Origin of the sequence: Aurantimonas sp. 22II-16-19i (assembly GCF_002088275.1) — a bacterium.
Lineage (GTDB): Bacteria > Pseudomonadota > Alphaproteobacteria > Rhizobiales > Rhizobiaceae > Jiella.
The window spans coordinates 15740-42445 of the sequence record NZ_AQQS01000035.1; the positions used below are offsets into that span (position 1 = coordinate 15740).

21 protein-coding genes and 2 pseudogenes are annotated in these 26706 nt (G+C 66.0%); 14 read left to right on the forward strand and 9 right to left on the reverse strand.

Features of this window, described 5'->3' with window-relative positions; translation table 11 throughout:
• Positions 1 to 155: 155 nt before the first annotated feature.
• Positions 156 to 302 (reverse strand): annotated as a pseudogene (locus ATO4_RS28535) (3-oxoacyl-ACP reductase); the annotation flags it as partial.
• Positions 303 to 359: 57 nt separating this feature from the next.
• Between ATO4_RS28535 and ATO4_RS21610 the strand changes: the two are divergent.
• Positions 360 to 1226, forward strand: coding sequence for a transglutaminase family protein (locus ATO4_RS21610; RefSeq protein WP_280940518.1), 867 nt, complete (start codon positions 360 to 362; stop codon positions 1224 to 1226).
• Between the two features lie 233 nt (positions 1227 to 1459).
• Positions 1460 to 2365, forward strand: coding sequence for a PHB depolymerase family esterase (locus tag ATO4_RS21615; protein WP_083593849.1), 906 nt, complete (start codon positions 1460 to 1462; stop codon positions 2363 to 2365).
• Between the two features lie 169 nt (positions 2366 to 2534).
• Here ATO4_RS21615 and ATO4_RS21620 read toward each other — a convergent pair whose 3' ends face one another.
• From ATO4_RS21620 to ATO4_RS21630, 3 genes and pseudogenes are all read right to left on the reverse strand, one after another.
• The gene (locus ATO4_RS21620) at positions 2535 to 3701 is read right to left on the reverse strand and encodes a sensor histidine kinase (RefSeq protein ID WP_083593850.1); all 1167 of its coding nucleotides are present in this window, start codon (positions 3699 to 3701) and stop codon (positions 2535 to 2537) included.
• 118 nt (positions 3702 to 3819) lie between these two features.
• A pseudogene (locus tag ATO4_RS21625) lies at positions 3820 to 4019 on the reverse strand (hypothetical protein); the annotation flags it as partial.
• Positions 4020 to 4286: 267 nt separating this feature from the next.
• The gene (locus ATO4_RS21630) at positions 4287 to 4799 is read right to left on the reverse strand and encodes a response regulator (RefSeq protein ID WP_083593851.1); all 513 of its coding nucleotides are present in this window, start codon (positions 4797 to 4799) and stop codon (positions 4287 to 4289) included.
• A 15-nt stretch (positions 4800 to 4814) separates the two neighbouring features.
• On the opposite strand from ATO4_RS21630, the gene ATO4_RS21635 reads away from it, so the two are divergent.
• Positions 4815 to 5474, forward strand: coding sequence for a response regulator (locus ATO4_RS21635; protein ID WP_083593852.1), 660 nt, complete (start codon positions 4815 to 4817; stop codon positions 5472 to 5474).
• A 484-nt stretch (positions 5475 to 5958) separates the two neighbouring features.
• On the opposite strand, the gene ATO4_RS21640 is transcribed toward ATO4_RS21635, so the two are convergent.
• Positions 5959 to 6789 (reverse strand): helix-turn-helix domain-containing protein, encoded by an 831-nt coding sequence (locus tag ATO4_RS21640; protein WP_083593853.1) that lies wholly within the window; start codon positions 6787 to 6789, stop codon positions 5959 to 5961.
• Between the two features lie 308 nt (positions 6790 to 7097).
• On the opposite strand from ATO4_RS21640, the gene ATO4_RS21645 reads away from it, so the two are divergent.
• The 5 genes from ATO4_RS21645 (at position 7098) to ATO4_RS21665 (ending at position 12837) form a co-directional block, all read left to right on the forward strand.
• Positions 7098 to 7616, forward strand: coding sequence for a DNA starvation/stationary phase protection protein (locus ATO4_RS21645; RefSeq protein WP_139802612.1), 519 nt, complete (start codon positions 7098 to 7100; stop codon positions 7614 to 7616).
• A gap of 143 nt (positions 7617 to 7759) precedes the next feature.
• The gene (locus ATO4_RS21650) at positions 7760 to 10072 is read left to right on the forward strand and encodes an FdhF/YdeP family oxidoreductase (RefSeq protein WP_083593878.1); all 2313 of its coding nucleotides are present in this window, start codon (positions 7760 to 7762) and stop codon (positions 10070 to 10072) included.
• 9 nt (positions 10073 to 10081) lie between these two features.
• A complete protein-coding gene (locus ATO4_RS21655; RefSeq protein ID WP_083593855.1) occupies positions 10082 to 11491 on the forward strand; it encodes a cytochrome ubiquinol oxidase subunit I in 1410 nt (469 codons plus the stop codon).
• Between the two features lie 2 nt (positions 11492 to 11493).
• The gene (cydB, locus tag ATO4_RS21660) at positions 11494 to 12492 is read left to right on the forward strand and encodes a cytochrome d ubiquinol oxidase subunit II (RefSeq protein ID WP_245308878.1); all 999 of its coding nucleotides are present in this window, start codon (positions 11494 to 11496) and stop codon (positions 12490 to 12492) included.
• 39 nt (positions 12493 to 12531) lie between these two features.
• Complete coding sequence (locus ATO4_RS21665) at positions 12532 to 12837, forward strand: UBP-type zinc finger domain-containing protein (RefSeq protein WP_083593857.1); 306 nt, start codon at positions 12532 to 12534, stop codon at positions 12835 to 12837.
• 284 nt (positions 12838 to 13121) lie between these two features.
• Here ATO4_RS21665 and ATO4_RS21670 read toward each other — a convergent pair whose 3' ends face one another.
• Positions 13122 to 14699, reverse strand: coding sequence for an MFS transporter (locus ATO4_RS21670; RefSeq protein WP_245308879.1), 1578 nt, complete (start codon positions 14697 to 14699; stop codon positions 13122 to 13124).
• Entirely contained in the window at positions 14696 to 15892 is a 1197-nt protein-coding gene (locus tag ATO4_RS21675) for an HlyD family secretion protein (RefSeq protein ID WP_210191119.1), read from the reverse strand. Before ATO4_RS21675 ends, ATO4_RS21670 begins: the two co-directional genes overlap by 4 nt.
• 455 nt (positions 15893 to 16347) lie before the next feature.
• Between ATO4_RS21675 and ATO4_RS21680 the strand changes: the two genes are divergently transcribed.
• The 4 genes from ATO4_RS21680 (at position 16348) to ATO4_RS21695 (ending at position 20303) form a co-directional block, all read left to right on the forward strand.
• Positions 16348 to 17238 carry an AraC family transcriptional regulator gene (locus tag ATO4_RS21680; RefSeq protein WP_083593858.1) on the forward strand — a complete coding sequence of 297 codons (891 nt, stop codon included), beginning with the start codon at positions 16348 to 16350 and terminating at the stop codon, positions 17236 to 17238.
• Entirely contained in the window at positions 17235 to 18149 is a 915-nt protein-coding gene (locus ATO4_RS21685) for an AraC family transcriptional regulator (RefSeq protein WP_176223112.1), read from the forward strand. The genes ATO4_RS21680 and ATO4_RS21685 overlap by 4 nt, the downstream gene beginning before the upstream one ends.
• Before the next feature lie 567 nt (positions 18150 to 18716).
• The gene (locus ATO4_RS21690) at positions 18717 to 19196 is read left to right on the forward strand and encodes a hypothetical protein (RefSeq protein WP_083593860.1); all 480 of its coding nucleotides are present in this window, start codon (positions 18717 to 18719) and stop codon (positions 19194 to 19196) included.
• Between the two features lie 138 nt (positions 19197 to 19334).
• Entirely contained in the window at positions 19335 to 20303 is a 969-nt protein-coding gene (locus tag ATO4_RS21695) for an alpha/beta hydrolase (protein WP_083593861.1), read from the forward strand.
• 234 nt (positions 20304 to 20537) lie between these two features.
• Here the strand turns inward: ATO4_RS21695 and ATO4_RS21700 are convergent, their stop codons facing one another.
• On the reverse strand, positions 20538 to 22451 hold the full coding sequence (locus tag ATO4_RS21700; RefSeq protein ID WP_083593862.1) for an ATP-binding protein: 1914 nt from the start codon (positions 22449 to 22451) through the stop codon (positions 20538 to 20540).
• A 206-nt stretch (positions 22452 to 22657) separates the two neighbouring features.
• Here ATO4_RS21700 and ATO4_RS21705 point away from each other — a divergent pair, with 206 nt between their 5' ends.
• The gene (locus tag ATO4_RS21705; protein WP_210191120.1) at positions 22658 to 23245 is read left to right on the forward strand and encodes an AraC family transcriptional regulator; all 588 of its coding nucleotides are present in this window, start codon (positions 22658 to 22660) and stop codon (positions 23243 to 23245) included.
• Positions 23246 to 23512: 267 nt separating this feature from the next.
• Entirely contained in the window at positions 23513 to 25249 is a 1737-nt protein-coding gene (gene poxB / locus ATO4_RS21710) for a ubiquinone-dependent pyruvate dehydrogenase (protein ID WP_083593864.1), read from the forward strand.
• Positions 25250 to 25500: 251 nt separating this feature from the next.
• Here poxB and ATO4_RS21715 read toward each other — a convergent pair whose 3' ends face one another.
• On the reverse strand, positions 25501 to 26616 hold the full coding sequence (locus ATO4_RS21715; RefSeq protein ID WP_083593865.1) for an FAD-dependent monooxygenase: 1116 nt from the start codon (positions 26614 to 26616) through the stop codon (positions 25501 to 25503).
• Positions 26617 to 26706: the final 90 nt, after the last annotated feature.

A 26706-nucleotide genomic window follows, 5' to 3' on the forward strand; every position in this document is an offset into this window, starting at 1 on the left:
TCTGTGGAGAAGGCGGTGGAACGGTCGAGATCGCCGCCCGAGATGAAGACATCTTCGAGCACGGGGCTCTCCTTGATGGGGCAGATCGGGCCTGATGGGGTTGTATGGGTGGATCAGATGACGCAGCCGCCGGAGACCTCGATGGTCTGGGCTTTCTACCCAGGCGTGTCGTCCAAGAGGAGGCTCGCGATCATCCGACCGACGTCGTCGGGCTCGCCGACGCGGCCGAGTGCGGTCTGCCCGGCGAAAAGCGCCTCGAACACGTCGTTCAAGCCGCCGCCGAGATCGTTGCGGATGGCGCCTCGCCACTTGGTATGGGAAGACGGTTATCCCTGTCGCACCTCACATGGAGATGCATCTTGCAACGTCTGACCACGTTCCACAGGACAATCTATACCTATCGCTGTCCCGTCTCACTCAGCCCGCATCGGCTGATGCTGCGCCCGCGCGAAACCCGCGACCTCAGGCTCATTTCCCACGAGATCGACCTCACGCCGGAGGCCGAGATCGCATGGTCGCAGGACGTGTCGGGCAATGCGATTGCGACCGCCGCGTTTCGCTCCCAGACTGATCGCTTGACGATCGAAAGTCGATCTCAGCTGGAACTATGCGCGCCCCTCTGGCCGGTGTTTCCGATTTGCGCGAGCGCGATCTACTATCCGTTCTCCTATTCCAATGACGACTGGACGGATCTCGGCGCACTGACGCAGCCGCAATCCCTCGACCGCGACGGCCATCTCCTTCGATGGGTCGAGGGGTTCGTGTTTCAGCGGCCGACTGACACACTGACCCTTCTGAAAAACATCAGTGAGGGTGTCTCTTCCCAAATTTCGTACGAGGCTCGCGAGGATGAAGGCACGCAGTCTCCATCGGAAACCCTGACACGGAGAAGGGGGTCGTGCCGCGATCTTGCGGTCTTGCTCGCAGACGCCACAAGGATCCTCGGGTTCGGAGCGCGATTGGTCTCGGGGTATCTGTTCGACCCCGACAACGAGCTGGTCGGATCTGCAGGCCCAGGGTCCACCCATGCCTGGGTGGAGGTCTTCATTCCCGGGGCGGGCTGGATCACCTTCGACCCGACCAATCGCAGCGTGGGGTCGAAGAACCTCATTCCTGTGGCTGTCGCACGAGACATCCGTCAAGCGGTTCCCGTGGCCGGAAGCTTCGTCGGGCGACCGGATGCGCTGATCGGCATGAGGGTCGAAGTTTCCGTCGCGTCTGGCTGACCGCCAATCCGCCAGGCTGCTCGCGAAGGCGTCTGGAGTGTCGTTCGTTCAGACGAGACAACCCGAACCAGCCGGCGCGGAGCCGCTTTGTCGGTCGCCCGTGCCGGCCGCCGCCGCCGTCCAGTTCCCCATGTGGTGGCGCCAACCGACAGCCGAAGCTTTCGGGCGAAGGGCTCCGCTGGGAACAGTTGTCCAGCCCATGTCATTGTCGCGGTAACGAACTAGGAGTTCGCATGCCGGCATCATCGGACAGCCACGACCGCCTGACCATTCTGAAGAGATTCGGAACCGACCCCGGATCGCTCCGCGCGAACACCTACATCCCCGAGAGCTTCCGGAAGAGCGGTCCGCTCGTCGTCGTGATGCATGGCAGTAGCCAGTCGGCAGAGAGTTACAATCTCGGATCTGGCTGGTCAACGCTTGCCGACGAATGCGGGGTGGCGCTTCTGTTTCCCGGTCAGAAACGAGCCAACAACGTCGTTGGCGGCTTCAACTGGTTCAAGCCGGGCGACAGCCGCCGCGGTGCCGGAGAGCCGCTTTCCATCCGCCAGATGATCGGGCAGGTCATTGATGATCACGCCGTCGACCCGTCGCGCGTCTTCATCACCGGGCTGTCCTCGGGCGGCGCCATGACATCGGTGATGCTGGCGACGTATCCGGAGGTGTTTGCAGGGGGTGCGATCATCGCCGGTCTGCCCTACGGCACCGCAGGCACATTGATGCAGGCGATCTTTCGCATGAAGGGATATGGCGTGGTCTCGGACCACAAGCTCAATGCGCTCGTGCGGGGGGCTTCGAAATTCACTGGCCGCTGGCCAACGATCTCGGTCTGGCACGGCGGCCGCGACACAACCGTCGCCAGTTCCAACGCCGATTCCATCGTTCGGCAGTGGCAGAAGTTACACGGGGTCGAAGGACCGCCGACGCGGGTGGAGCAGGTCGACGGCTTTCCCCGGCGGATCTGGTGCGAAGGAGGCGGGCGGGCTGTGATCGAAGAATACATCATCGAGGGAATGGGCCACGGCACACCGATCAAGGGAGGGGGCGACCGAGGCCTTGGCGAAGAAGGCAAGTACATGCTGGAAGTCGGCATTTCCTCGACCCGTCACATCGCGCGCTTCTGGGGCCTGGCCGAGTAGCAGGGCCGGCGTCACGCTTCGTGCCACCGGAACGCCGAACGGCGGCCGAGCAAGCTCTGGCACGAGCGACACCGCGGGACGCGCCAGGGATGGATCCGGGTGCTCAGGACGTGCCCGGCAACAACCACTCCCTCCTGACCTTCCTTTGCTGCATGACGACGTTGCGCGATCAGAACTTGGGCATGACCGCGGTAAAGGTTGTCCCCCTGTCGCGACTGGAATCAACGGCGAGGGTCCCACCATGCGCCGTCACGATCTTGTGCGCGATGAAGAGACCCAGGCCGAGATTTGTCGAACCGGCTCCCTGAGAGCTGCTGTCGAAGCCCCGCGTCAAGGACTTGAAGATCGTTTTCTGTGTATCGAGAGGAATGGGATCGCCGCTGTTGTGAACGGATATCAGAACACGATCTTCCTGACCGGATACCGTCACTGTTACTGCGCTGCCATCGGGGCTGTACTGGAGGGCGTTCCCGATAAGGTTAGAAAACACTTGCCCCATTCTCGCCTTGTCCCACTCGCCCTGCATCTCGCCCCGCGTATCGATTTCTATCTGTCTGCCGTTGGAAAACGTCCGCATCTCTTCGACGAGCTGAGCACCAAGCTCGTCCATTTGCATCGGGGTCCTGACGAGCGGGATCTCCGCGCCGAACGTCGAGCGCGTGAGCTCGAGGAGATCGTCAAGGATGGAGGTCGCACGTTCCATCGTTCTCGCGATTTGGCTGGCAAGCATGCTCTGCCTGCTGTCCGCCGTATCGCGCTTCGACATCGTTCGTGCCGTCATCAAGACCGCGCTGATCGGATTTCGCAGGTCATGTCCAAGCACACCGAGAAACATGTCTCGGGACTGGTTGATCACCTTGGTGTACTCGGCAACCGACTCCGTCATGGCTTGATCGATCGCTTCGTTGAAGCGCGTCAGGTCCTCAAGATCCGTTGCAGGGAGGACTTGTCCCGTGGCCGTCCACTGCTTCACGACGCTTGCCCGTAAGGCACGGTATTCCGAGACCATCTGATCGATGTTGAAGCCGTCGGACAACCGGAGCGTTGCATGGACTTCCGCCGCACTGCGGGTAAACTCCCCGTCTGCGATACCGAGGCCGCGAGACTTCTGGACCTGCTCCTTCTTCGTCTGCGTCGTTTCAAGATCGTCGGCGATAAATGCCAGGATCTCCACGATATGGTCCTTCAGGGCCAGGTCCGTCATGTTTTCGCTGGCTGGTTCACGCGTTTGCGCAAACCTTATCCACTCTGCGACGATGGAATCGACGTTGGCGCGGATGAAATCTGCGAGCCGAAGAGGCTCCTGGAAGCGCTTTGGAGATTGTGCATCACCCACGGTAGCTCACTTTTTATCAGGCGAGCCTGGAAGGCCGGCAGGCGTTTGACGTCTTTCATATAGAACCTCCGCCAGACCTTTGCAAAATTCACCCGCGATTGCGGAAACCGGAGCCACGCAAGGCCTCCTCGACAGCCTCCATGCAAAGCTCGGCGACCTCGATGCAAAGATCGGCCTGAATCGTGCTGAACAGCCGCCAGCTCAGCACCCGGCGGCTGAAGCAGTCGATCACGGCGGCGAGATAGACGCTTGGGAGACGGTCCGGGTCACCGGCAGCTTGCGTAGAAGCTCGGGATGGATCTTGTGGCCCGGTGCCGGCCTGCAAGGAGCGTTGACGACGAGACTAGCCGCATCGCCTTCGGATGCCCTGCCGCAGACAGCTTTTCTTGTCCGCGGCGATCGCCGGGCGTTCGCCGCGTCCCGTCGCGCTGCCTTCGATCGGGGAGGCACAGCGTTCAAACAACGATCCTAATCGACAAGACCTGTGACCTCGAACCGGGACAAACCGATACCTGAACGATTGGAGCGTGCCGTGGAGCCGAAGGAGAGTGGAATGCCGTTGCGGAGCCCTGCCGCAAGCCTTCGTCACCGAGAGCGCGCCTGCATGGCCGTCTCCACGCTGTCGATCAGGTCCGACGGATCGCAGGGCTTTTCGAGGAACGACACGGCGCCCGCCGTCATCACGGCCTCGCGAAGCGATGTGTCGGGAAACGCCGTGAGGAAGATGATCGGCAGATCCGGCGCCTTCGTTCGCAAGGCACTCTGGAGCGCCACACCGTCGATGATCGGCATCTGGACATCGGAGATGACGCAGGCGAAGGATCCGACATTGGCCTCGAGAAAGTCCACGGCGGACGCAAAGACCTCCACCCGGTATCCGACCGAGCGGATCAGCGTGCCAATGCCGTTGCGGACGAGCAGGTCATCGTCGACGACTGCGACTGTCTGTGCTTGCGGCATCGACTGAACTCTGTTCGCGCCCGGCGGTGCCGTCTGGTGTCGGCATGCGCTTCCATCATAGGGTAGGTCCGTGAAAGTGCCACGGATTGTACAGGACCTGCGGCATCGGGCCAGCCGGCCTGCCGCACCCGCCATCATTCGAGGAACCGGCCCATGAACGTCCGGCGTGAGTCTCTTGCGAGTGCGGCGGCCTGCGAGCAGCCGACCGTCATCATCGTCGATGACGACCCTCTGGTGCGCGGCGCCATGAGCAGCCTCTTCCGGTCCATCGGCCTGCGCACGATCGCCTTCGAGACTGCGACGGATCTCCTCGAGGCGCCGGTGCCGACATCGGTCTCCTGCCTGGTTCTCGACGTCCGGCTGCCACAGATCAGCGGTCTCGACCTGCAGGTCCGGCTCCGGGCCAGGGGCGACCGCACCCCGATCGTTTTCATCACCGGCCACGGCGACATCCCGATGACCGTTCGGGCCATGCGCGCCGGCGCGGTCGACTTCCTCGCCAAGCCGTTTCGCGATCAGGACATGCTCGATGCCGTCACGCGCGCGCTGGAGAACGACCGCCAGCAACGGGCGGACCGGGCCGTGGTCCAACGGCTCGTCGATCGCCATGCGACGCTGACGCCGCGCGAATTGCAGGTGATGAAGCTCGTCTGCGGCGGCCTGATGAACAAGCAGGCCGCCGCAGAACTGGGCTTGAGCGAGATCACCGTGAAGCTGCACCGGGCCAGCCTGATGAAGAAGATGGGCGCCCGCACGGTCGCCGATCTCGTCCGCATGCACGAGGCGCTCGAACGCGAATCCGCATCCCACTGACGCGCCGGCGGGGCGGCGAATTACGGTCGCCGCCGCCTTCAGGCGACGGTGAGAGCCCCTGCCCTGAGGAAACTGCGCCGGCTCAGCGTCTCGAACGTCGAGGAGCTCATCGGTCCGTCTCCATTCTGGGGCTCGTCTCCGTTTCGGCGATCTGGGTCTCGGCCGCGCGGGAAATGGCGCGCAGGATCCGCATATGCGTGCCGCCGCGGCAGAGGTCGCGAACGCCTTCTGCAGGACCGAGGGGCGCTCCACCGTGCCTGTTCGGGGTGCGCAGCGCTTGGACAGTTGCGACGTGGTCGACCGGCGGCACCTGCGGCGGCTTCAGTCCGGGGAAGTTCGCGCCGCGGCCCTGTCCGGAAGCCTTCGGGCAAGGCAGCGCGGCTCCGGAGCGGGATGAGATCAGCTTCGATCGGCATCCCGCTCCATCCTCATCATGCGGCATGACCTTTTCCGAAAACCGGTTCCCACGTTTCGGGATCATGCTCTAGCGTTGCGTGTTCGCCATTCGCCAGCGATGGGGCGTGTCGCCGACGATGTCGCGAAAGACGGTGGTGAAATGCGCCTGGGTCTGGAACCCGACGGCAAGGGCGACATCCGCCAGCGAACGATCCGGCGCCTTCAAAAGCTTGCGGGCACGCGAGATGCGCCGGCGCAGCACATATTCGTGGGGCCGGAGCCTGGTGCTGGCCCGGAACTGCGCCGCGAAATGCATGCGGCTGAGGCCGGCGACGCGCGCCAGATCCGCAAGGGTGATCTTTTCCGCCAGATGCGCCTCGACGAAATCTCGCACCCGGCGCAGCCGCCATTTCGGCAGGGTGCCGACCGAGGCGTCCGGATCGCCGGCAGGCTCCTCGCCCGGCAGGATCGCGGCCATGCGCGCCGCGATCGACAACCGGATCGCGTCACCGACGACGGCACCGTGCGGCGAAGGATTGTCGTCGATCCAGTCAAGCGCCTGCGCCAGGCGCCCGATGACGGCGTCGCAGGTCGCCGCCCGGTGCGAAGCGCTTGCCGCCTCCTGCGCCGGTTCCTCCGCACCGGCAGCCCGGGTGGTCCGCCCGAGGGAACCGACCGTCTCCGACAGGTGATCGAGGCTGCGGGTCTGCATGCGCACGGGCGTCGCGAGGTCGCCCTGCGCCGAGGGAATAATCGTGACGAGCAGATCGAGATCGACGAGCGGGAGCGTGCGTGCCGCCCGTCCCGACCCTTCCCGTGCGAAGGGCTCGACCTCCTCGTCCGCGCCGGCTCCTTCGTCGCGGGGAACGAAGGCCGCCGACCACCCCGGGGGCTCGTTCAGGACGTCCGACATCGTCATTGCAACTGCGCCTTCCCTGAAAATTCTGGCGCAGTCATTCCAGCGTGTTTGGTCGCACCATGTTAGTCATACATGAGTTTGGCTCGCCTATGCTTTCTCCCAACCGCAGCTCAAATGGACAAATTTGTCGGATCCGCCCGTTCATTTGACGATGTCAGGCAGAATCGGGCCAATTTGAAACGATCGAGGCGTTTTCGAAAGACCCGCACGGTCCGGATGCCATCCTTCGACCATCGCCAATCGGGCCTCGGCGAGCCGCTGCGAAGGCAGACGGCCGCCGCCGCCTCTCCAGGAGATGGATGATCCGCATGAACACGCTCGAACTGCGCCGTAAGGCCGACCTGGCAACGCCCACGGTTTTTTCCACCGACGCGATCGCCGAGATTTCCTCGGCGATGACGACGCTGCTCGCCGACGTCTTCGCCCTCTACTTCAAGACCAAGAACTTCCACTGGCATGTCTCGGGATCGCATTTCCGCGACTATCACCTGATGCTCGACGAGCAGGGCGCGCAGATCTTCGCGATGACCGACGACATCGCCGAGCGCGTCCGCAAGGTCGGCGGCACGACGCTCCGCTCCCTCGGCCATGCCGGCCGGCTGCAGCGCGTCCTCGACAACGATGCCGACTACGTCTCGCCGCTCGACATGCTCGCCGAGCTCCGCGAGGACAACAAGGAGCTCGCCGCCCGTATGCGGGCCGTCCATACGCTGTGTGACGAACACGGCGACGTCGCAGGCGCCAGCCTCCTGGAGAACTGGATCGACGAGACCGAGCGCCGCGTGTGGTTCCTCTTCGAGACGTCGCGTCACAGCAACGAGCCCTGATCGCCCGCCGCCGTCGCCGGGACGCCCGGTCGGCCGCAGGCGCCGGCCGGATGGCCCTCCGCCGCCTGCAACGTCCCCCCTCTTCCCTGGCCGCCGACATCATCGGCGCCGACGGCGAAGCTCTGCCGGAAAGTGAACATCCGATGACGACTGGCAAATCCTTCCGTCTCTACACTCACCCCGCCGGCGGCTGGGACGCGCTGAAAGCGACAGCGGCGGCGCTGACGCTCCAGGGCGCGGCGATCAAGGGCGCCGGGACGCTCCTGAAGATGAACCAGCCGGAGGGCTTCGACTGTCCCGGCTGTGCATGGCCCGACCCCAAGCATACGTCCTCCTTCGAATTCTGCGAGAACGGCGCCAAGGCGCTCGCCTGGGAGGCGACGGCGGCCCGCTGCACGCCGCAGTTCTTCGCCGCCCACACGGTCGAGGACCTCACCTCCTGGAGCGACTACGAACTGGAAATGCAGGGCCGGCTGACCCACCCGATGGTCTATGATGCGGCGAGCGACCGCTACGTGCCGATCGGCTGGGACGACGCCTTCGCCACCATCGCCCGCCACCTCGACGGGCTGTCGACGCCGGACGCCGCCGAATTCTACACCTCGGGGCGGACCTCCAACGAAGCCGCCTTCCTCTACCAGATCTTCGTCCGCGAATTCGGCACGAACAACTTTCCCGACTGCTCCAACATGTGCCACGAGCCGACGAGCGTCGGGCTTCCGGCCTCGATCGGCGTCGGCAAGGGAACCTGCCTTCTCGAAGACTTCGACGTGACGGACGCGATCTTCATCTTCGGCCAGAATCCCGGGACCAACAGCCCGCGGATGATGTCGACCCTTCGGTCCGCGTCGAGGCGCGGGGCCCGCATCATCTCGTTCAATCCGTTTCGCGAGCGGGCCCTCGAGCGTTTCCAGGCGCCGCAGGATCCGGTCGAGATGGGAACCCTCACCTCGACGCCGATCAGCGAACACATCTACCAGGTCCGCGTCGGTGGGGACTCGGCTGCCCTGAAGGGCATGATGAAGGCCATGGTCGAGGCCGACGACGAGGCGGCCGCGCGTGCGGGGCCACTCGTCCTCGACTGGGATTTCATCCGCGGTCACACGGTCGGCATCGAAGCCCTGATCGAGGATCTCCGGCAGACCGACTGGGGCGTCATCGAGCGCCAGTCGGGTCTCACCCGCGCCGAACTGACCACCGTCGCGAAGATCTACGCGGAAGCGCCGAGCGCCATCCTCGTCTACGGCATGGGCCTCACCCAGCACGAGCGGGGCGCCGAGAACGTCCGGCAGATCGCCAATCTGGCGCTCCTGCGCGGCAATGTCGGGCGGCCCGGCGCCGGCATCTGCCCGGTGCGCGGACATTCCAACGTTCAGGGCGACCGCACGGTCGGCATTACCGAGAAACCCTCCGCCGACCTTCTGGATCGGATCGAGGCGCGCTTCGGCTTCGAGCCGCCGCGCCGGCATGGCCACGACGTCGTCACGGCACTGCAGGCGATGATCGCCGGCACGTCGAAGGTCTTCATCGGCATGGGCGGGAACTTCGCTGCAGCGATTCCCGACTGGGATCTGACGCGCACCGCGATCCGCAATCTGGATCTGACCGTCCATGTCTCGACGAAGCTCAATCGCAGCCATCTCGTCCATGGCCGCGAGGCGCTGATCCTGCCCTGCCTTGCCCGCAGCGAGATCGACGTTCAGGCGAGCGGCCCGCAATCGATCACCGTCGAGGACTCCATGTCGATGGTGCATGCTTCGGCCGGCAGCAATCCGCCCGCCTCGGAGCATCTCTTGTCCGAGCCGGCGATCGTCGCCGGCATCGCCAAGGCGACGCTCGGCGCTTCCTCGAAGGTCGACTGGGACGCGATGGTCGCGGACTACGACCAGATCCGCGAGGCGATCGAGGCCGTCTTCCCGATCTTCCAGGCGTACAACGAACGCATCCGGCGCCCCGGCGGCTTCCATTTGGCGTCGAGCGCGCGCGAGCGGATCTGGAACACCGACACGGGCAAGGCGAACTTCCTCGTGTTCGAAGGTGTCGAAGAGGACGTTCACGAGACCGATGCTTCCGTGCTGCGGCTGACGACGATGCGCAGCCACGACCAGTACAACACGACGATCTACTCGTCCTCGGACCGCTATCGCGGCGTCTTCGGCCGGCGCGACGTCCTGTTCCTGAACGAGCGGGAGATCGAGCGTCGCGGCTATCGCAGCGGCGATGTCGTCGATGTCACGACCGCTTCGCTGGACGGTCGCGAGCGGGTCGTGCGGGGGCTGACCATCCGCGCCCATGCGCTGCCCGACGGTTGCTGTGGCGCCTACTATCCGGAGGTCAATCCGCTCGTCCCGCTCTATGCCCACGATGCGATCAGCCACACCCCCTCCTCGAAATCCGTTCCGGTCCGCCTGAGCCCCAGCACCGGGCCGGGTGATGCTGCCGGCAAGCCCCGTTGAGGCCCCGTCATGGACACCGAAATCCTCTCCCGGCTGCAATTTGCCTTCACCGTCGGCTTCCACATCATCTGGCCGACCTTCTCGATCGGTACCGCCTGCTTCGTCGCCTGCCTCAGCGGCCTCTGGTGGTGGACCGGCAAGCCCGTCTACCGTGACCTGATGCGCTTCTGGGCCCGGCTCTTCGGCCTCGGTTTCGGCATGGGGGTGATCACCGGCGTCGTCCTCAGCTACGAGATCGGCGCCAACTGGGCGGGCTTCTCGCGCTCGGTCTCGAACGTTCTCGGCCCGCTCTTCATGTACGAGACGCTGACAGCGTTCTTTCTCGAGGCAGGCTTCATCGGCATCATGCTGTTCGGCGAGAACCGGGTCGGCAAGGGGGCGCATTTCTTCGCCTGCGCGACGGTGGCGATCGGCACGCTGATCAGCGCCACCTGGATCCTCGCCGCCAATTCCTGGATGCAGACGCCGGCCGGCGCGATCCAGGACGCGCAAGGCATCTTCCACGTGACGAGCTGGTGGGACGTCATCTTCAACCCGTCCTTCCCCTTTCGCCTGGCCCACATGGTCTGCGCCAGCTTCCTGACCTGCTCCTTCGTCGTCGCCGGCGTTTCCGGCTTCCATCTCTGGCGGGGACAGCATGTGGAGGCTGCCCGCACGGCCTTCTCGATGGCTCTCTGGGCAGCGCTGCTGCTGGCGCCGCTGCAGATGGTCCTCGGCGACGCCCACGGCCTCAACACGCTGCAGCACCAGCCGATGAAGATCGCGGCCATGGAAGGGCTGTGGCAATCGCGCAGCGCCGTTCCCTCCGTCCTGTTCGCCTGGCCGGACATGGCGAGCGCCAGCAATCGCTTCGCCGTCGAGATCCCGCATCTCGCGAGCCTCTACCTCACCCACTCCTGGGACGGGGCGGTGCAGGGGCTCGATGCCGTCCCGGCGGCCGACCGGCCTTACGTGCCTGTCGTCTTCTTTTCCTTCCGCATCATGATCGGCATCGGGCTCCTCCTTTTCGCCACCGCCATTACCGCCGCCGTGCTGCGCTGGCGAGGCAGGCTCTATACGACGAACTGGTTCCTGGTCGGCACGATGGTCACCGCGCCGCTCGGCTTCATTGCGGTCATCGCCGGGTGGACGGTCACCGAGGCAGGACGCCAGCCCTACGTCGTCTATGGCCTGCTGCGCACGGCGGATGCGGCCTCGCCGGTCGCCGCCGGCGCGGTCGCCACCACCCTCTTCGTCTTCGTCGTCCTCTATGCCTGCCTGTTCGTGGTGCTGATGTGGTTTGCCACGCGGCTCGTCCTGAGGGGCCCCGGCGACCGGGCACGCCAGGGCCTTGCCGCCACCGGCATCGTCCGGACGGGCGTGCGCCCACTGCTTTCCCGAGAGCGCTCGATCTCCGAGCAGCCTGTTCCAGGAGAATGACCATGGGGTTCATCGAAGCCAATGCGGCCCTGATCATGGTCGCGGTGATCGCGCTCGCCGTCGTCATCTACGTCGTCGTCGACGGGTTCGATCTCGGCATCGGAATGCTGTTCCTGGTGGCGCCGCGCGAATCCGATCGCGACACCATGATGGCCAGCATCGATCCGGTGTGGGACGGCAACGAGACGTGGCTCGTGTTCGGCGGCGTCCTGCTTCTCGCCGCCTTCCCGGCGGCCTACTACGTGCTGCTTCCGGCGGCCTATCTGCCGGTCGTCTTCATGCTGTTCGGACTGATCCTGCGCGGCATCTCCTTCGGCTTCAGGGCCGAGACCAGCCGGTTTCGGGGGGTCTGGGACACGGTCTTCGCGTTGGGCTCCCTGCTCACCGCGCTTTGCCAGGGGCTCATCCTCGGCAATCTCGTCGCCGGCGTGCCGATCGAGAACGGCATGTATGCCGGCGGCCCGTTCGGCTTTCTCACCCTCGCCGGGGTCGCCAGCGCCATCGGCGTCGCTTCCGGCTATATGCTCCTCGGTGCAAGCTGGCTGGTCCTGAAGACGACCGGCTCGACCCAGGTCTTCGGCCGCGAGGTCGGGCGGGCCGCGTTGATCCTCGTCACGGTGATGATGATCGTCGTCAGCGCCCTCACCTCCCTCGCCGATCCGGAAGTCGCGGCACGATGGTTCTCGTTTCCGAACATCGCCTACCTCGCCCTCGTGCCGGTCCTGACCGCGCTCGTCGTCGCCGCGCTGTGGCGGAGCTTCTGGGGGCCCCATGATGGGCGGCCATTCCAGCTGTCGGTCGGTCTCTTCCTGCTCGGCACGCTCGGCCTCGTCGTCAGCCTCTGGCCCTATGTCGTGCCGCGTCACATCACCATCTGGAACGGCGCCTCGGACAGCCAGACTCTTGCCTTCGCAGCGGTGGGCGCGCTGATCTTCGTGCCCCTGGTCCTCGCCTATCAGATCCACGCCTATTGGGTGTTCCGCGGCAAGGTCGGCGAGTAGCCGGCTTACCCATCCCCAACGCAAGAGGGCCGATCGACCATGAAGAGCTGCACCCATCTCGACACGATCCGAAAAGTGACACCGCAGTCCAAGGGCTGCGAAGAGTGTCTGAAGACCGGCTCCTGGTGGGTGCATCTGCGCCTCTGCCGGACATGCGGCCATGTCGGCTGCTGCGACGATTCCCCCAACCGCCACGCGACGGCACATTTCCACGCGACCCACCATCCGATCATCGAGGGCTACGATCCTCCGGAAGGCTGGGGCTGGTGCTATGTCGACGAGGTCGTCTTCGACCTCGGCGAGGACACCACCCCGCAGATCGGTCCGATCCCGAATTTCGTCTGATGCCGGGTCCGATGGATGTTCCGGGATGACGGAGTCGACGTCCGCTGGGCCGACGCGGGCTTGGCTGCACGCCCAGGTCTGCTCGGTCGGACTGAGCATGTTCCGACCCGGCCCGCGGGGCGCATTGTCGGCCGGCGGGTGCCTGCGGGTCTGCGGCCGACACTCGTGGGGCTCGCGTCTGAACCGGTCGTGACGAAAGCCTGCCCGCCCCCCTTTCCATTTGCCCCGGGTGCAGACCCCTTGCCTCGGTCCGATCGCTGCAACCCTTTCTGACCCGGACGCTTTCAGCTCTTCGGAACCGCCGGCCTCGGCGTGGTCAGGAACGCGGCGAGAACGAACAGTCCGCTTCCGACGATCGCAGCCGCAGTGAACCCATCGATATAGGACAGCACCGCCGCCTGCCGCGCGACCGCCGACGCCAGGAGGCCTGTCGCCTGGCCGGCGATGGCGGCGGGATCGGTCATGTGCGGCGCGAGAAGATGCTCGTAGGCGGCGAGGCGCTCGGCCGTCAGGTCCTGATGCGACTGGACATGCAGGCCGACGAGATTGGAATGGACCTGCTCGCGAACGCGCAGGAACGTCTCCATGAAAGCGATGCCGATCTCGCCGCCGAACAGCCGGCACATCTGGATGAAGGCACCGACCGTCACCGCCTCCTTGGGAGTGATCGAGGTCGCGATGAGGACGACCAGGCTGGTCAAGGCGAGCGATTGCCCGACCGCTTGGATCACCTGGCCGGGAAGAAAGTCGGCCGTTGCCCATTGCCCGGTCAGCGCCGTCGACATCGCACAGGCCAAAGCCACCAGCGCCGTGCCGAAGCCGAGCGTCCAGCGCGCATGGATCCGGCCGAGCAGAAAGGCCAGCGGCAGGACCAGAACGAACTGCGGCAATGCGATCCAGACGAGCACCGAGCCGATCTCGAGAGCCCGATAGCCCTGCACGACCTGGAGATAGGCCGGGATGATGTAGGCCGTGGAAAGGATGATGACGCGAAAGCCGGCCAGCATCACCAGAAACAGGACGAGACGGGTGCGCAGCAACAGGCGGATCTCGATCGCCGGGCTGCGGCTGGTGAGCTCGTTGGCGACGAACCCTCCCAGCGACGCCAGCCCGACGAAGAGCAGCCCGTTGACCGTCCCGCTGTTCGTCCAGTCGAGGCGGTTGCCCTGATCGAGGGCCATGTAGAGGCAGCCGAAACCGAGATAGGCATAGACGAGGCCTGTCCAATCGACGGGCTGGCGCTCGGCCGGCAGATCGTCCTTCGGCATGCCGAAGGCGATGCAGGCGAGCATCACCGGCAGGGCGAGGCAGTACTGCCAGAAGATCCAGTGCCAGGAGAAGCGCTCGACATAGAACCCTTCGATGGAGGCTGCGACATTCTGCGAAAACTCCGAATTCATCGCGTAGACGCAGAGGCCCAGGATCAGGAATTTCTTCGGAAGGTTGCGCAGGACGAAGATGATCGTCAGCGGAATGAACGTTCCCGACCCGAGCCCGCCGATGAACTGGGCAAGATAGAAGGCGTAGAGGTCAGGAGAGAGCGGCGCGAGCAGGCTGGTCGCGAAGAACGCTGCGATGCCGGTCATGAGAAGCCGCCTGGCACCGACGATCGAGGCGAAATAGGCACAGGAAATGCCGGACAGCAGCTGACCGGCACCAAACGCCGTGGTGATCCACGCCCCCTCGTCGAAGCCGGAATGGAGGCTGCCGCGAAGGTCGGCCACGCCAAAGGTCGTCACCCGTGTCGCGAGCGTCGCCATCATCGAGCCCAGCATGACGCCGAGAAGACCGACATAAGGCCGCTTGGCGTCGAGCCATCGGCCGGCCGGCCGGCCGGCACGTGCGGCAAAAGGGGCCGTCACGGCTTCGCCCCTGCCGCCGCCTCGCTGCCAGGGGCGGCAGCAACCTGCCCACCGGTGTCGATCGTCACCTCCGCCGACATGCCCGGCCGCACCAGCCGGCCGAGCGAGGGATGGTCGTCGATGTCGATCTTCACCGGCACCCGCTGGACGACCTTGGTGAAGTTGCCGGTGGCATTGTCCGGCGCAAGCAGCGCGAAGACGCTGCCCGTTCCCGGCGCCCAGCTGTCGACCCGGCCCGTCAGCCTCAGGGCCGGAAAGGCGTCGATGGTGATGGTCGCCGGATCGCCCGGACGCACATTCGTCATCTGTGTCTCCTTGAGATTGGCGACGATCCAGACCTTCGGCAGCGACACCACGGTGATCACCTGGCTGCCGACGGCGACGAACTGGCCGGGCCGGACCTGACGGGTTCCGACCATCCCGGAGACAGGCGAGACGATGCGCGTATAGCCGAGGTCGATCTCCGCCTGACGCAACTCGGACGCCGCGACGTCACGCTGCGAGACGAGCTGCTTCTCGACGATGTCGAGCTGCTGCAACTGGATCTTCTGCTGGTCGAGATTGGCCTCATCGAAGTCGACGGCCGCGGCAGCGCTTGCGGCGGCGGCATCCGCCGCCTGGACGAGTTGCTGGGTACCGACGAGCCTGCCCTTCAACAAGGTTCGCTGGCGGGCCGCTTCCGCAGCGGCCTCCTCGCTATTGGCGCGATCCCCGGACATCCTGGCTTCGGCTTCCCGGATCATCGTCTGCTGGACGGCCCTGCGGTCCCCGATGGCGGCCAGATTGGCCTCGGCGAGCGCCAGGTCGCCACGGGCGGCAGCAGCCTTGGCGAGGTAATCCGCCGGGTCGATCTCGACGATCAGATCCCCCGGCTCGACCCACTGATTGTCGTTGACGGCCGTTCGCCTGATCGTGCCTGCCACCTGCGCCGCGAGCGGCGTGACGTCGCCTGCGACATAGGCGTCGGCGGTCGTCTGAAACCGAGCCCGGCCCGTCCATGCGTCCCACCGCGAGGCGATCAACCACCCGCCCGCGACGATGGTCACGGCGACGAGGGCGTGCAGGATCGGCGGCAGGATGCTCGCGCGCCCGCTCTCGCCGAGCATCGTTGCGGTCTCCGCCTGGCCCTGTCCTGTCACGGCGTCCTCACGCCGGGTGGTGTTTGCCGGCCTGGCCGCAGGGCGGAGCAACATCGGATCATCCTTCTGGAGAGACGCAGACCGACACGGCGACCCGATCTTGCGGCTCGGGCCGTCGGAACGCTCATCGCGGTCATCTCCGGGTCGAGCAGCGAGGTGTTCGCGACGATCCCGGAGCCTAGCCTGCGCCAGTGCCTGTTTATTGGATGAAAACCCGCCTTCCCGCCGGTTCACCCCCTTCGCCGCTTGAAGCGATGGCTGTCTCGACACGCGTTCGCTTCGCGCCCCTCCCTTTGGCGGCAGCACCCCCTCCTATGGTCGTGGTCCACCCTCCTTCGGGCGAATTGCCGCTCTGGGGACGCAGCGATATATCCGTCGACAGGCTGAACCTGCGACTGGTCGACGTTCTTGCGCTGTGTCCGGAGCGAAGGGTTTCGGGTTGGGTCTTCAGATGAAATGGCTCCCGGCGCCGAGACGCATCGCCGGCGTGGTGGTGAGGCCTTCGCAGCATGGCTGTTGATTTTCGCCGGCAGATGGAACCGCATCTCAGCTGCGAAATCCGCGAGATCGCGATCGGCTCGTCGAGGGTGCTGGCGCGTCATGTCGCGGGCGATGGACTGGGCAGCGAGCTGACCGAGGCGCCGAACCCGGAAGACACGTACCTGATCTGCGTCCAGCGCTATTGCCTGCCGAGGCAGGAATTGTGGAATTGGGGCAAGATGGTGAGCAATGCCCCCATGGCCCGCCACTCGATCGCGATCATCAACCTTCGCGACCTGACCCAGTCACTGACGCCGACCAGGTTCGACAGTTTCCATCTGGAGGTGCCGAGGGAGAGCCTGTCGGCCTTCACGCAAGCCAACCATACATCCGACGTTGCGCAGCTCGGTTGCCGGTTTGCCCTGATCGATCCGCTCCTGTCGGCTCTCGTCGAAGCGGCGCTTCCCACGCTCGCGCGGCCTCACGGAGCAAGGTCACCGGTCGACCAGCTGTTTGCCGACGAGATCATCCTGGCGATGCTCGCGCATGTGACGCATCGCTACGGTGCATGCCGGCCGGACGCCACACCGGTCGATCGGCTCGACCCGTCGCAGAAGCAGCGCGTGCTGGAAATGCTCTCGGTCGATCTTGCTCGCGACATCCCTCTCGCCGAGCTTGCCGGAGCATGCGGCATCCCGGCGACGCACTTCGCCCAAGCCTTCCGAAACACGACAGGCCGCACGCCGAGCCAGTGGCGTCGCGATTACCGGATCGAGTACGCCAAGCAGCTGCTTTTCCGAACGGGCCAACCGCTGAAGGAGATCTCGCATCGGTGCGGCTTTGCGGACCCCCCTCATTTCAGCCGGTCGTTCGCCGCGGCGGTCGGCATGACGCCCGCCGCATGGAGGCGCGAGAGATGAAGGTCGAAAGCCGCGACACGTCCGCCTGCGGCTCCGAGATGGCGCGCCACTTCGGCTCCGCACGGTTTCAGTCCATCCGCACCACGTCCCTGCGGACCGCCCAGGTCAGCGTGACGCGGCTTTCGGCACACGCCGGCCAGATCGGGATGACCGCCCCGATCCCCCTCGAAAAGGCCTGGATCGTCACCCATCTGGTTGCCGATCTTCAGCATCACGAACTCTGGAAGCATGGCAGGATGCGGCGGGCCGGCGGCCTCGCCAAAGGATCGATGTACCTGCTTCATCTGGAAGAGGAGCCAAGGGCCTACATCCCGCATGCCTATGACAGCATGCAGTTCCACATTCCCGACCTGGCGCTGCGCGAGCTTGCAGAAAGCGAGGGCTATCCGCTCTTCGACGGCGCAACGGACGGGCATCAACCCGGAACCCCGGTCTTCGCGGCGTTGTGCCGATCGATCCTGCCGGCACTGGCGCGCCCGACGGAGGCCAGTCTGCTCTTCATCGATCATGTCGTGACGGCCGTCTGCGCTCATCTCATTGCCCGCCATTGCCGCGGATGGCGGGCGCCCGCCAATGCCGGCAGCCTGTCGGTGACGCAGGAGAGGCAGGCCAAGGAGCTTCTGGCCGCAGATCTCGCCGCAAGCCCCAATCTTGTCGATGTCGCGGCCACTTGCGGCATGCCGACGGTGACGTTCTCTCGAGCGTTTCACCGAACCACCGGCGTTGCTCCGTACCAGTGGCTCAAGCAGCAGCGACTCAGCGCCGCCAGTCGCCTCCTGGTATGCACCGATCGAGCCATTGCCGACATTGCCTCCTGCTGCGGCTTCGCCGACCAGGCACACCTGACCAGAGCTTTCAAGGATGCCTTCGGCACGACGCCAGCCTCGTTCCGCCGCGCCCGACGCAGTTGATTGCGCAAGAAGGCGCAGACGATCGGCAACGGCTCGAAGCGCAGCCCTGATTGTCGCGGTGCGGGCCCGATTTCCTCATGAATTCCAGTATCGTGCGGCCGCCCCGACATCGTTCGCCTTGTCGTGGAACGGTCGGCGCGTCGACCACCGTAGAGACAGGCGGCGCTGGCGCTCCCGGCCACCCGGTCCCGAATTGGCCTTTGCAGACGGCGACATGGCGGCTCGCGCATGCTCGACCCGGGCGCCAACCCTCAAGAGCCGATCACCAGTGTCGCAGCGACCCCGCCCGATGAACGGCCCGAAGGCAGCGGCGCTGCATCCTCATGCCGCCACCGAGAGACGCACGCTCACAGAGCTTTCAGGGGGGAATGCCGGGCCGAAGATACTGAGGAAGGTGCCGCTCGCATCCGCGGGAATGGGCCATCCCAGACGCGAGCCCGCCGGCGCCATACCAAGGCATGGATTCGCATACTCAGTCGTGTCTCGAAGCGTTCCTCGCAAAGGGTAGTTTGAAGACGGACGGCACCAAGGCCGCTCACCGAACCACTCCCAACTCGCGAGGCTCAAATGCGCATCTTCATGGCGGCCGCTGCCGCACTCGTCGCCCTCTCTTCGACTGCGAACGCTCAGGCACCGCTCGGCACCACGATCGTCGAGACGCCCGACGGGCTATTGCCGGGCTCCGACGCGACGACGCGTCTGGAGGATGCCGCGACGCGCCTCGAAATCGACGAGAGCGGCAAGCTGCCCGGCGAGAAGGGTGCGAGGGAAGGCGAGATCGCGCCCTACGGCACGACCATCGACAAGACGCCGGATGGCCTCATCCCGGGCTCCGACGCGACAATTCACGCCGAGGACGACGCATCGCGGCTCGACGTCGACGAGAGCGGCAAGCTGCCGGGCGAGAGGGGCGCGAGGGAAGCCGCCCGGGCACCCGACGGCACGACGATCGACAAGACACCGGATGGCCTCATTCCGGGCTCCGACGCGACGATCCACCTCGAAGACGATGCGACGCGCCTGAAGATCGAGGAAGGCGGCAACTAGACCGCCTGTCCCGACGGTCGTGCCTGAGGTCGGCCCGCGCCGCGAGGCGGCCTCGACGAACGTCCGAAGAGCCGCCGGCATCTCCCGAACGATCCGGGTGATGCCTGTTCCCCCCCGCCCGCCATTTGAGATCGACCGATGAATGAGCTCAATCCCCTGATCACCCGCCGACAGACGCTGCTCTCGGGAGCAGCCCTGACACTTGCCATAGCGCTTCCGGCTGCGGCAGCCGAGACGTCGCGCCGAACCTCCCACGAAGGAAAACCGATCATGACCGAAGAATTCGTCACCACCAGAGATGGCGTCCAGATCTACTACAAGGACTGGGGTCCGAAGGACGCCCAGCCCATCGTCTTCCACCACGGCTGGCCGCTCTCCTCGGACGACTGGGACGCCCAGATGCTTTACTTCGTCGAAAAGGGCTACCGCGTCGTCGCCCATGACCGGCGGGGCCATGGCCGGTCCACCCAGGTCAGCGACGGCCACGACATGGCTCACTATGCCGCCGACGTCGCGGCCGTGATCGATCATCTCGACCTCAAGAAGACCATCCACATCGGCCATTCGACGGGCGGGGGGGAGGCCGTGGCCTATGTCGCCAATCAGGGCAAGGGCCGGGCTGCCAAGCTGATCATGCTGGCATCCGTTCCCCCGATCATGGTCAAGTCGGCGAGCAATCCCGGCGGCACCCCGATCGAGGTGTTCGACGACTTCCGCGCCCAGCTCGCGGCCAATCGGGCGAAGTTCTACGTCGCCGTCGCCAGCGGCCCGTTCTACGGCTTCAACCGTCCGGGCGCGGCGTTCGACCAGGCGGTGGTCGACAACTGGTGGCGCCAGGGCATGATGGGCGGCGCAAAGCCGCACTATGATGGCATCAAGGCGTTTTCCGAGACCGATTTCACCGAGGATCTGAAGAAGATCGACATCCCGACCCTGATCATGCAGGGCAGCGACGATCAGGTGGTACCGATCGACGACGCTTCCAAGCTGTCGGCGAAGCTCGTGAAGGGTTCTGAGCTGAAGATCTACGACGGCTACCCGCATGGCTTCATGACGATCCACGCGGACGTCGTGAACCCGGACATGCTGGCCTTCATCCAGAAGTAATACCTGGTGGTATCGGCAGTCGCGCGACCGGCGCGACAGCCGATGCCTCGCAGGCTGATGCGGCCCTCCCACCGCTCGCCTGTCGCCTCCTGCGCGGAGGCCGCCCGGCTTCCGGACGGCCTCCGCGCCCGTTTCGCGCAGCGCAGAAATGATGCTTCGATCGCTCTAGGATCGTTTGCCCGCTTGCAAGCGGGCTTGCCGACAGCTCCTCGCGCTGGCTCGTCCAACGACAGATCACGCGATGACGGGCAGCCGGATCAGGATCGTCCCGCCATCCCCCGGAGGATCGCCCAATACGATCGTTCCGCGATGCGCCTCGATGATCGACCGGCACATGGACAATCCCAGCCCCATGCCCTTGTCCTTCGTCGTGAAGAAGGCCTGGAACGCCCGCGCCGCGACCTCCGGCGGAAACCCCGGCCCGGTATCGGCGAAGGTGATGGCGACCCGGTCGCCCTCCGGCACTGCGGAGATCGACAGCCGCCTCGCCCCCGCAGAAACCGCTTCCATCGCCTGGACGGCATTCACCATCAGGTTGATGAACACCTGCTGGAGGAGGATCATGTCGCCCTCGATCATGAGGGGGCGTTCCGGCAGGTCCACGGACAGCGCGACGCGGTGGGTCGCCAGATCCCGCTCGACGAACCTCAAGGCCTGGGTGACCGCGGCACCGAGCGCCAGCGGAGCGCTGTCGGGCGTCGCCTTGCCCAGCAGGCTTCTCACTCGCTTGACCACATCGCCCGCGTGGCGTGCGGCCACCACCACCTCGTCCAGCGCCAGGCGCGCCTCCTCCATGTCCGGAGGATCGCGGCGAAGCCAGCGGCGGGCGGCATCGGCATAGGTCGTGATCGCGGAAAGCGGCTGGTTGACCTCGTGAGCGATCGAGGCCGACACCTCGCCCATCGTCGCCGCTCGCATGGCATGCTCGAGTTCCCGCCGTGTCTCCTCCAGCCTCTCCTCCATGCGCACCCGCTGGGTCAGGTCCAGAATGCTCGCATGCACCCGCTCCAGGGACGTATGGCGGCAGGGAAAACGCATCGCGACGAGCACCCGGATCGTCTCGCCGTCGAGGGTCCGCACCGCCGCCTCCGCCTCGAAGCTCGTCCTGCCTTCCGCCATGGCGACGATGAAGGTCGCGAAGCTCTCGCCGGGGTCGACCAGAAACTCGTCGAGCCGCCGGTAGAAATCCTGTTTGGCCGGCACCTTCAGCATGCGCAGCGCAGTGTCGTTGACGTCGGTGATGGCCACCGAGGCCCGCGCCTGGCTCACCCATGCAGGATGCTCCGCGACATAGCGGCGGAAATCGGTGACGCCCGCCGCCCGCACCGCGGCGATCATTGTTTCGAGCGGCCTGAGGTCGTGCTCCCAGATCCCGATCGCCAGCGAATTGAAGATGGTGCGGTAGCGTTCCTCGCTCGACCTCAGCGCTTCCTCGATGCTCTTGCGCATCGTGATGTCGGTGTTGCTCTCGAGGGTGGTCGAGGCGATCCCGCTCCCGTCGCGCTGCTGCTGCCAGCGGCTGAGGACGGTGATCTGGCGTCCGTCCCTGTTTTTCTGGCGAAGCTCACCCTCCCAGAAACCGGATGTTGCGAGCGCAGCCGCGATCACTTCGAAGGGGTCGCTCGGGCGGGTCCCGAGCAGGTTGTGAGCATTGCAGCCGAGAGCCTCCTCGCGGCGCCAGCCATAGATCCGCTCGGCGCCTTCGTTCCACAGGATGATCTTGTCGTCCCTGTCCCGCAGGAAGATCGCGTCGCCGGAGATGTCGAGGAGCCGGGCCTGGGCCTCCACGACCCGCCGGTCGGCGCTGCCCCGCAAGATCAGCGCGCTGGTTGCGGCGATGGCGCTCAGGCTGACGATCAGCCTCAGGACGGTTTCCGAGCCGGCGTCGATCCCATGGACGATCGCAAAGCTCGCGGAGGTCATGAGGACGCAGGTGATCGACGAGAACCAGATGCCTCGCCGGCCCGCAGTGTCGTCGACGATCAGGATGACGATGACGTAGAGGACCGCGACGGCGCTTGCGAGCTGAGTGAAGGTATCGACGACGAAGATCGCCGATGCCAGAATGCCGGCAGCGGCGAGTTTTCCGCGAGAACCGGCGCGCATTCTGCGGCCCGCGAGCGCCAGATCGCCAAGACGCCTGTTCATCGCACGCCGCTCCTTCCGATCGACGACACGCCGGTCGAAGCCGCTGGCGTGTCGTTGCAACGGCCGCCGAACACCGGCGGCATCCCATCCATCGGTATGGGGTTTCCGACCATCCGGCCCGCACCGCGCCAACCTGTGTTCGATAGGTCCGAAGCCTCCACAGGGCGTAGCTTTCCAGTCCTCACCAGGGAATGGAGGGTCCAGCCTTGCTTCAGCGCACGACGATCGATGGCCGCCCGCGCCCGGTTCTCGCCGGACCCTGGGCCGACGACGATGGCGGCAGGATCGCGTTCGATCTGGTGACCAGCGCCAGGCAGGCGCTCGATCTCGATCCCGAACTGACACTCCACTATCTGCGCCGACTGGAACACCTGCTGACGCCGACGCTCGTCGAGGCGCCGCGGCTCCAGACCACGCGCGATGCCGCCGAAGCTGCGACGGCAAGATCCGTTCGCGGCGGCCTGGCCGCATGGCAGATCCGGCAGGTGGTCCGACATATCGATGCCGGGCTCTCCGAAACGATCCGCCTCGATGAACTCGCCGCAGTCGCCCGGCTGAGCAACAGCCACTTCTCCCGGGCCTTCCGCATCTCGCTGGGCGAGACGCCGCACCGGTTCGTGATGCGCAGGCGGATCGAGGAGGCACAGCACCTGATGCTGACCACCCGCTCGCCGCTCAGCCGGATCGCCGGCGATTGCGGCCTGACCGACCAGGCGCATCTCACTCGGCTGTTCCGCCGCTTCGTCGGCGACACGCCGCTGAACTGGCGCCGCGCCCATCGTCAGACCGCCTGAGCATGCGGACGGCGGCGTCGCGTCCGCATGTGGCTGACCTGGGGCTTGCAGGAGTGGCTGTAGCGCCCCGGCCGACACCTCACGGATCGCGGGAACGGCACGTGTGTTGTGATATCTCTCGTCCGTTGCTTCCACCAATGTCGCCTCGCTCCAGCTTCCAAGGTGCGGCCAGCGACATCATTGGCACAAGCCCAGGCGGGAGGATTGTTCGTCGCGGTCACGGCTTGAACAAGTCGCTCGCACTGACCCAAACGGAGTGAGACCACCATGGCAAAAGACAACGTTGCCGATCTGATCGTCGAGACGCTCGAACTGGTCGGTGTCCGACGCATCTACGGCGTCGTCGGGGACAGCCTCAATGCGCTGACCGAAGCGCTCAGATCGCGGGGCACGATCGACTGGGTGCATGTGCGACACGAGGAGGTGGCGGCCTTCGCGGCGGCCGGCGAATCGCAGGTGACCGGCCAGCTCGCCGTCTGCGCCGGCTCCTGCGGGCCTGGAAACCTCCACCTCATAAACGGGCTCTTCGACGCCCAGCGCACACGCACTCCCGTGCTCGCCATCGCCGCTCAGATCCCCTCCTCGGAGATCGGCGGCGGCTACTTCCAGGAGACCCACCCCCAGAACCTATTCCGCGAGTGCAGCGTCTATTGCGAGATGGTCTCCGATCCGAGCCAGATGCCCTTCGTCATCGAGAACGCCATCCGTGCCGCCGTCGGGCAGCGCGGCGTCGCGGTGGTGGTGATCCCCGGCGACGTGGCGTTGAAGCCGGCGCCGCGGCGCAAGCCGTCGAGCGTTGCAGGGCTCCTGCCCCCGGTCCCGATCGTTCGACCGCAGGAGGCCGAGATCGACGCCCTCGCCGCCCTCCTCGGCGAGGCGAAGAAGGTCACCCTCTTCTGCGGCCGCGGCTGTGCCGGCGCGCACGGGGCGTTGATGCAGCTCGCCGAGACGCTGAAGAGCCCGATCGTCCACGCTCTCGGCGGCAAGGAGCATGTCGAATACGACAATCCCTACGACGTCGGCATGACCGGCTTCATCGGCTTTGCCTCCGGCTACGAGGCGATGCATGCCTGTGATCTCCTGGTGATGCTCGGTACCGACTTTCCCTACAAACAGTTCATTCCGCAGGGCGTGAAGATCGTTCAGGTCGACATCCGGCCGGAGCAGCTCGGCCGGCGGGCGCAGCTCGATCTCGGCATCGTGGGCGACGTCGGCGAGACGATCCGGCTCGTCCTGCCGAAGCTGACGGCGAAATCCGATACGCGGCATCTCGACCACAGCGTCTCGCGCTACGTCGAAGTCCGCGAGGGACTGGATGACCTCGCCAAAGGCTCGCCCGGCCATAAGCCGATCCATCCACAATACCTGGCGAAGCTCGTCAGCGAGGCGGCCGACGACGACGCGGCCTTCACCTTCGACGTCGGCACCCCGACCATCTGGGGCGCCCGCTACCTGACGATGAACGGCAAGCGGCGGCTGATCGGCTCGCTCGCCCACGGCTCCATGGCCAACGCCATGGCGCAGGCCATCGGGATCCAGGCGGCGGACCGGACCCGACAGGTGATCTCGCTGTCCGGCGACGGCGGCTTCACCATGCTGATGGGCGATCTCCTGACGCTCGTTCAGGAGAAGCTGCCGGCAAAGATCGTCGTCTTCAACAACGGCACCCTCGGTTTCGTCGCGCTCGAGATGAAGGCGGCAGGTCTCGTCGAACTCGGCACCCGCCTCGACAACCCGAACTTCGCCGCCATGGCCCGCGCCATCGGCATCCATGCGATCCGCGTCGAGGATCCCGGCGACTTGCCGGGAGCGGTCGCGGAGATCCTCGCCCATGACGGGCCGGCCCTTCTCGACGTCGTCACGGCGACGCAGGAATTGTCGATGCCGCCGACGATCAAGGCCGAGGAGGTCAAGGGCTTCAGCCTGTGGATGATCCGTGCGGTGATGAGCGGGCGCGGCGACGAAGTGGTGGATCTGGCGAAACAGAACCTCTTCTCCCGCTGAGCGGGCAGCAATTGCAACAGCGCTGATCCGGCCACAGGAACGTGGTGGATCACTCGGCGGGTGCGGGGCGCCGGGAGGCCGAACACCGGGATTTCACCCGCCACGGGCTTCCGGGCGGTCGGACCGGCGTTGCCGATGTGCAGAAGATGATCCAGCCGGCCCGACATGATGCCGGCCGCCACTGGACAAAAGGGGCGACGGCAAAGGCTTGCCGCGCCTTTCTCATCGGTGTCCAGGCTGCCCGTAGCACCTCATCCAAGCGAGGCGCCGAGGCGCTGGCCGTAGGCAGCGATCGCCCGCCCGCTGGAAAGCCGCTCGGCCTCGAAGGAAGCGAGCGCCGCTTCGAGCTTCATCGAGGCGAGCGCGTCCGCCAGCGCCATCGCGTCGCCCGCCGCCTTCGACACCCCCATTGCCGTGTGCGGCCGGACGACGAAGGCGGCGTCGCCGAGGATCAGGGTCCGCGAACGGACCATGCGCGGCGCCTCGTAGTCGAAGATCGGCTGCAGGAAGGGGTGTTCTTCCGCCGCGACCGCTGCGGCGAAGGGCGGCGGCAGGAGACGCAGGGCGTCTTCGACCAGCCTGCGGCGGCGATGGGCCGGCAGCTGTCCGGGCGCGAGGGAGAACGGATGTTGCCGTCCCTCGCGGTCAGTCAGAACGTCGGCGAGTTCGTCGGTCGGGATCGGCCGGTACCAGACCCAGTTGTAGCGCCGCTCGCCGGGCCCGGTCTCGCCGTTCGGTCCCGGGACGAGATAGCCGAGGATGTGCGATCGCGGCAGATGATAGAACGCGAAGCGCCCGAACAGTGCCTCGGACGCCTGCCGCGGGATCTGGCGTTCCGGCACGAGGCCCCGCCAGGCGGCGTAGCCGGCGTATCGCGGCAGATGATCCTCCGGCGCGACAAAGGACCGGACGATCGAGCCGACACCGTCCGCGCCGATGACGAGGTCGGCGGAGAGAGCGCTGCCGTCGTCGAAGAAGACCCTGGCCTCGGCGGCGTCGCCCTCGACTGCAACGATGCGTCGGCCGCCATGGTAGCTCGCATCGGGAACCGCCTCGCGCACGGCCTGGTACAGCCGATCCCACGAAATCTGCGTCTGCGGCGTCGCCTGGACGTCGGCAATGTCGCCGTTGCGGTCGAAGGTGATCCGCTCGCTGGCGAGAATGCCGATTTGCGCCACGTGCTCGCAGCCGAGCAGCCGAAGGATGCGGAACACCTCGCGCTGGGCGACGAGCCCGGCGCCCTTTCCGGCGAGCCCGCCCGCCGACCGCTCGAACACCGTCACCGCGTGCCCGGCGCGCAGGAGGAGCGCCGCGGCGAAGCGCCCGCCGAGCGCCCCGCCGGCGATGGCGATCCGAAGCCGGCTCATGCCGGCCTCGCGATGTCGCCGTCGGTCCTCGCACGGCTCTTGCGCCCGCAGAGTTCGATCAGGCAGCCGGCGGCGGCGAGCACCGCGCCG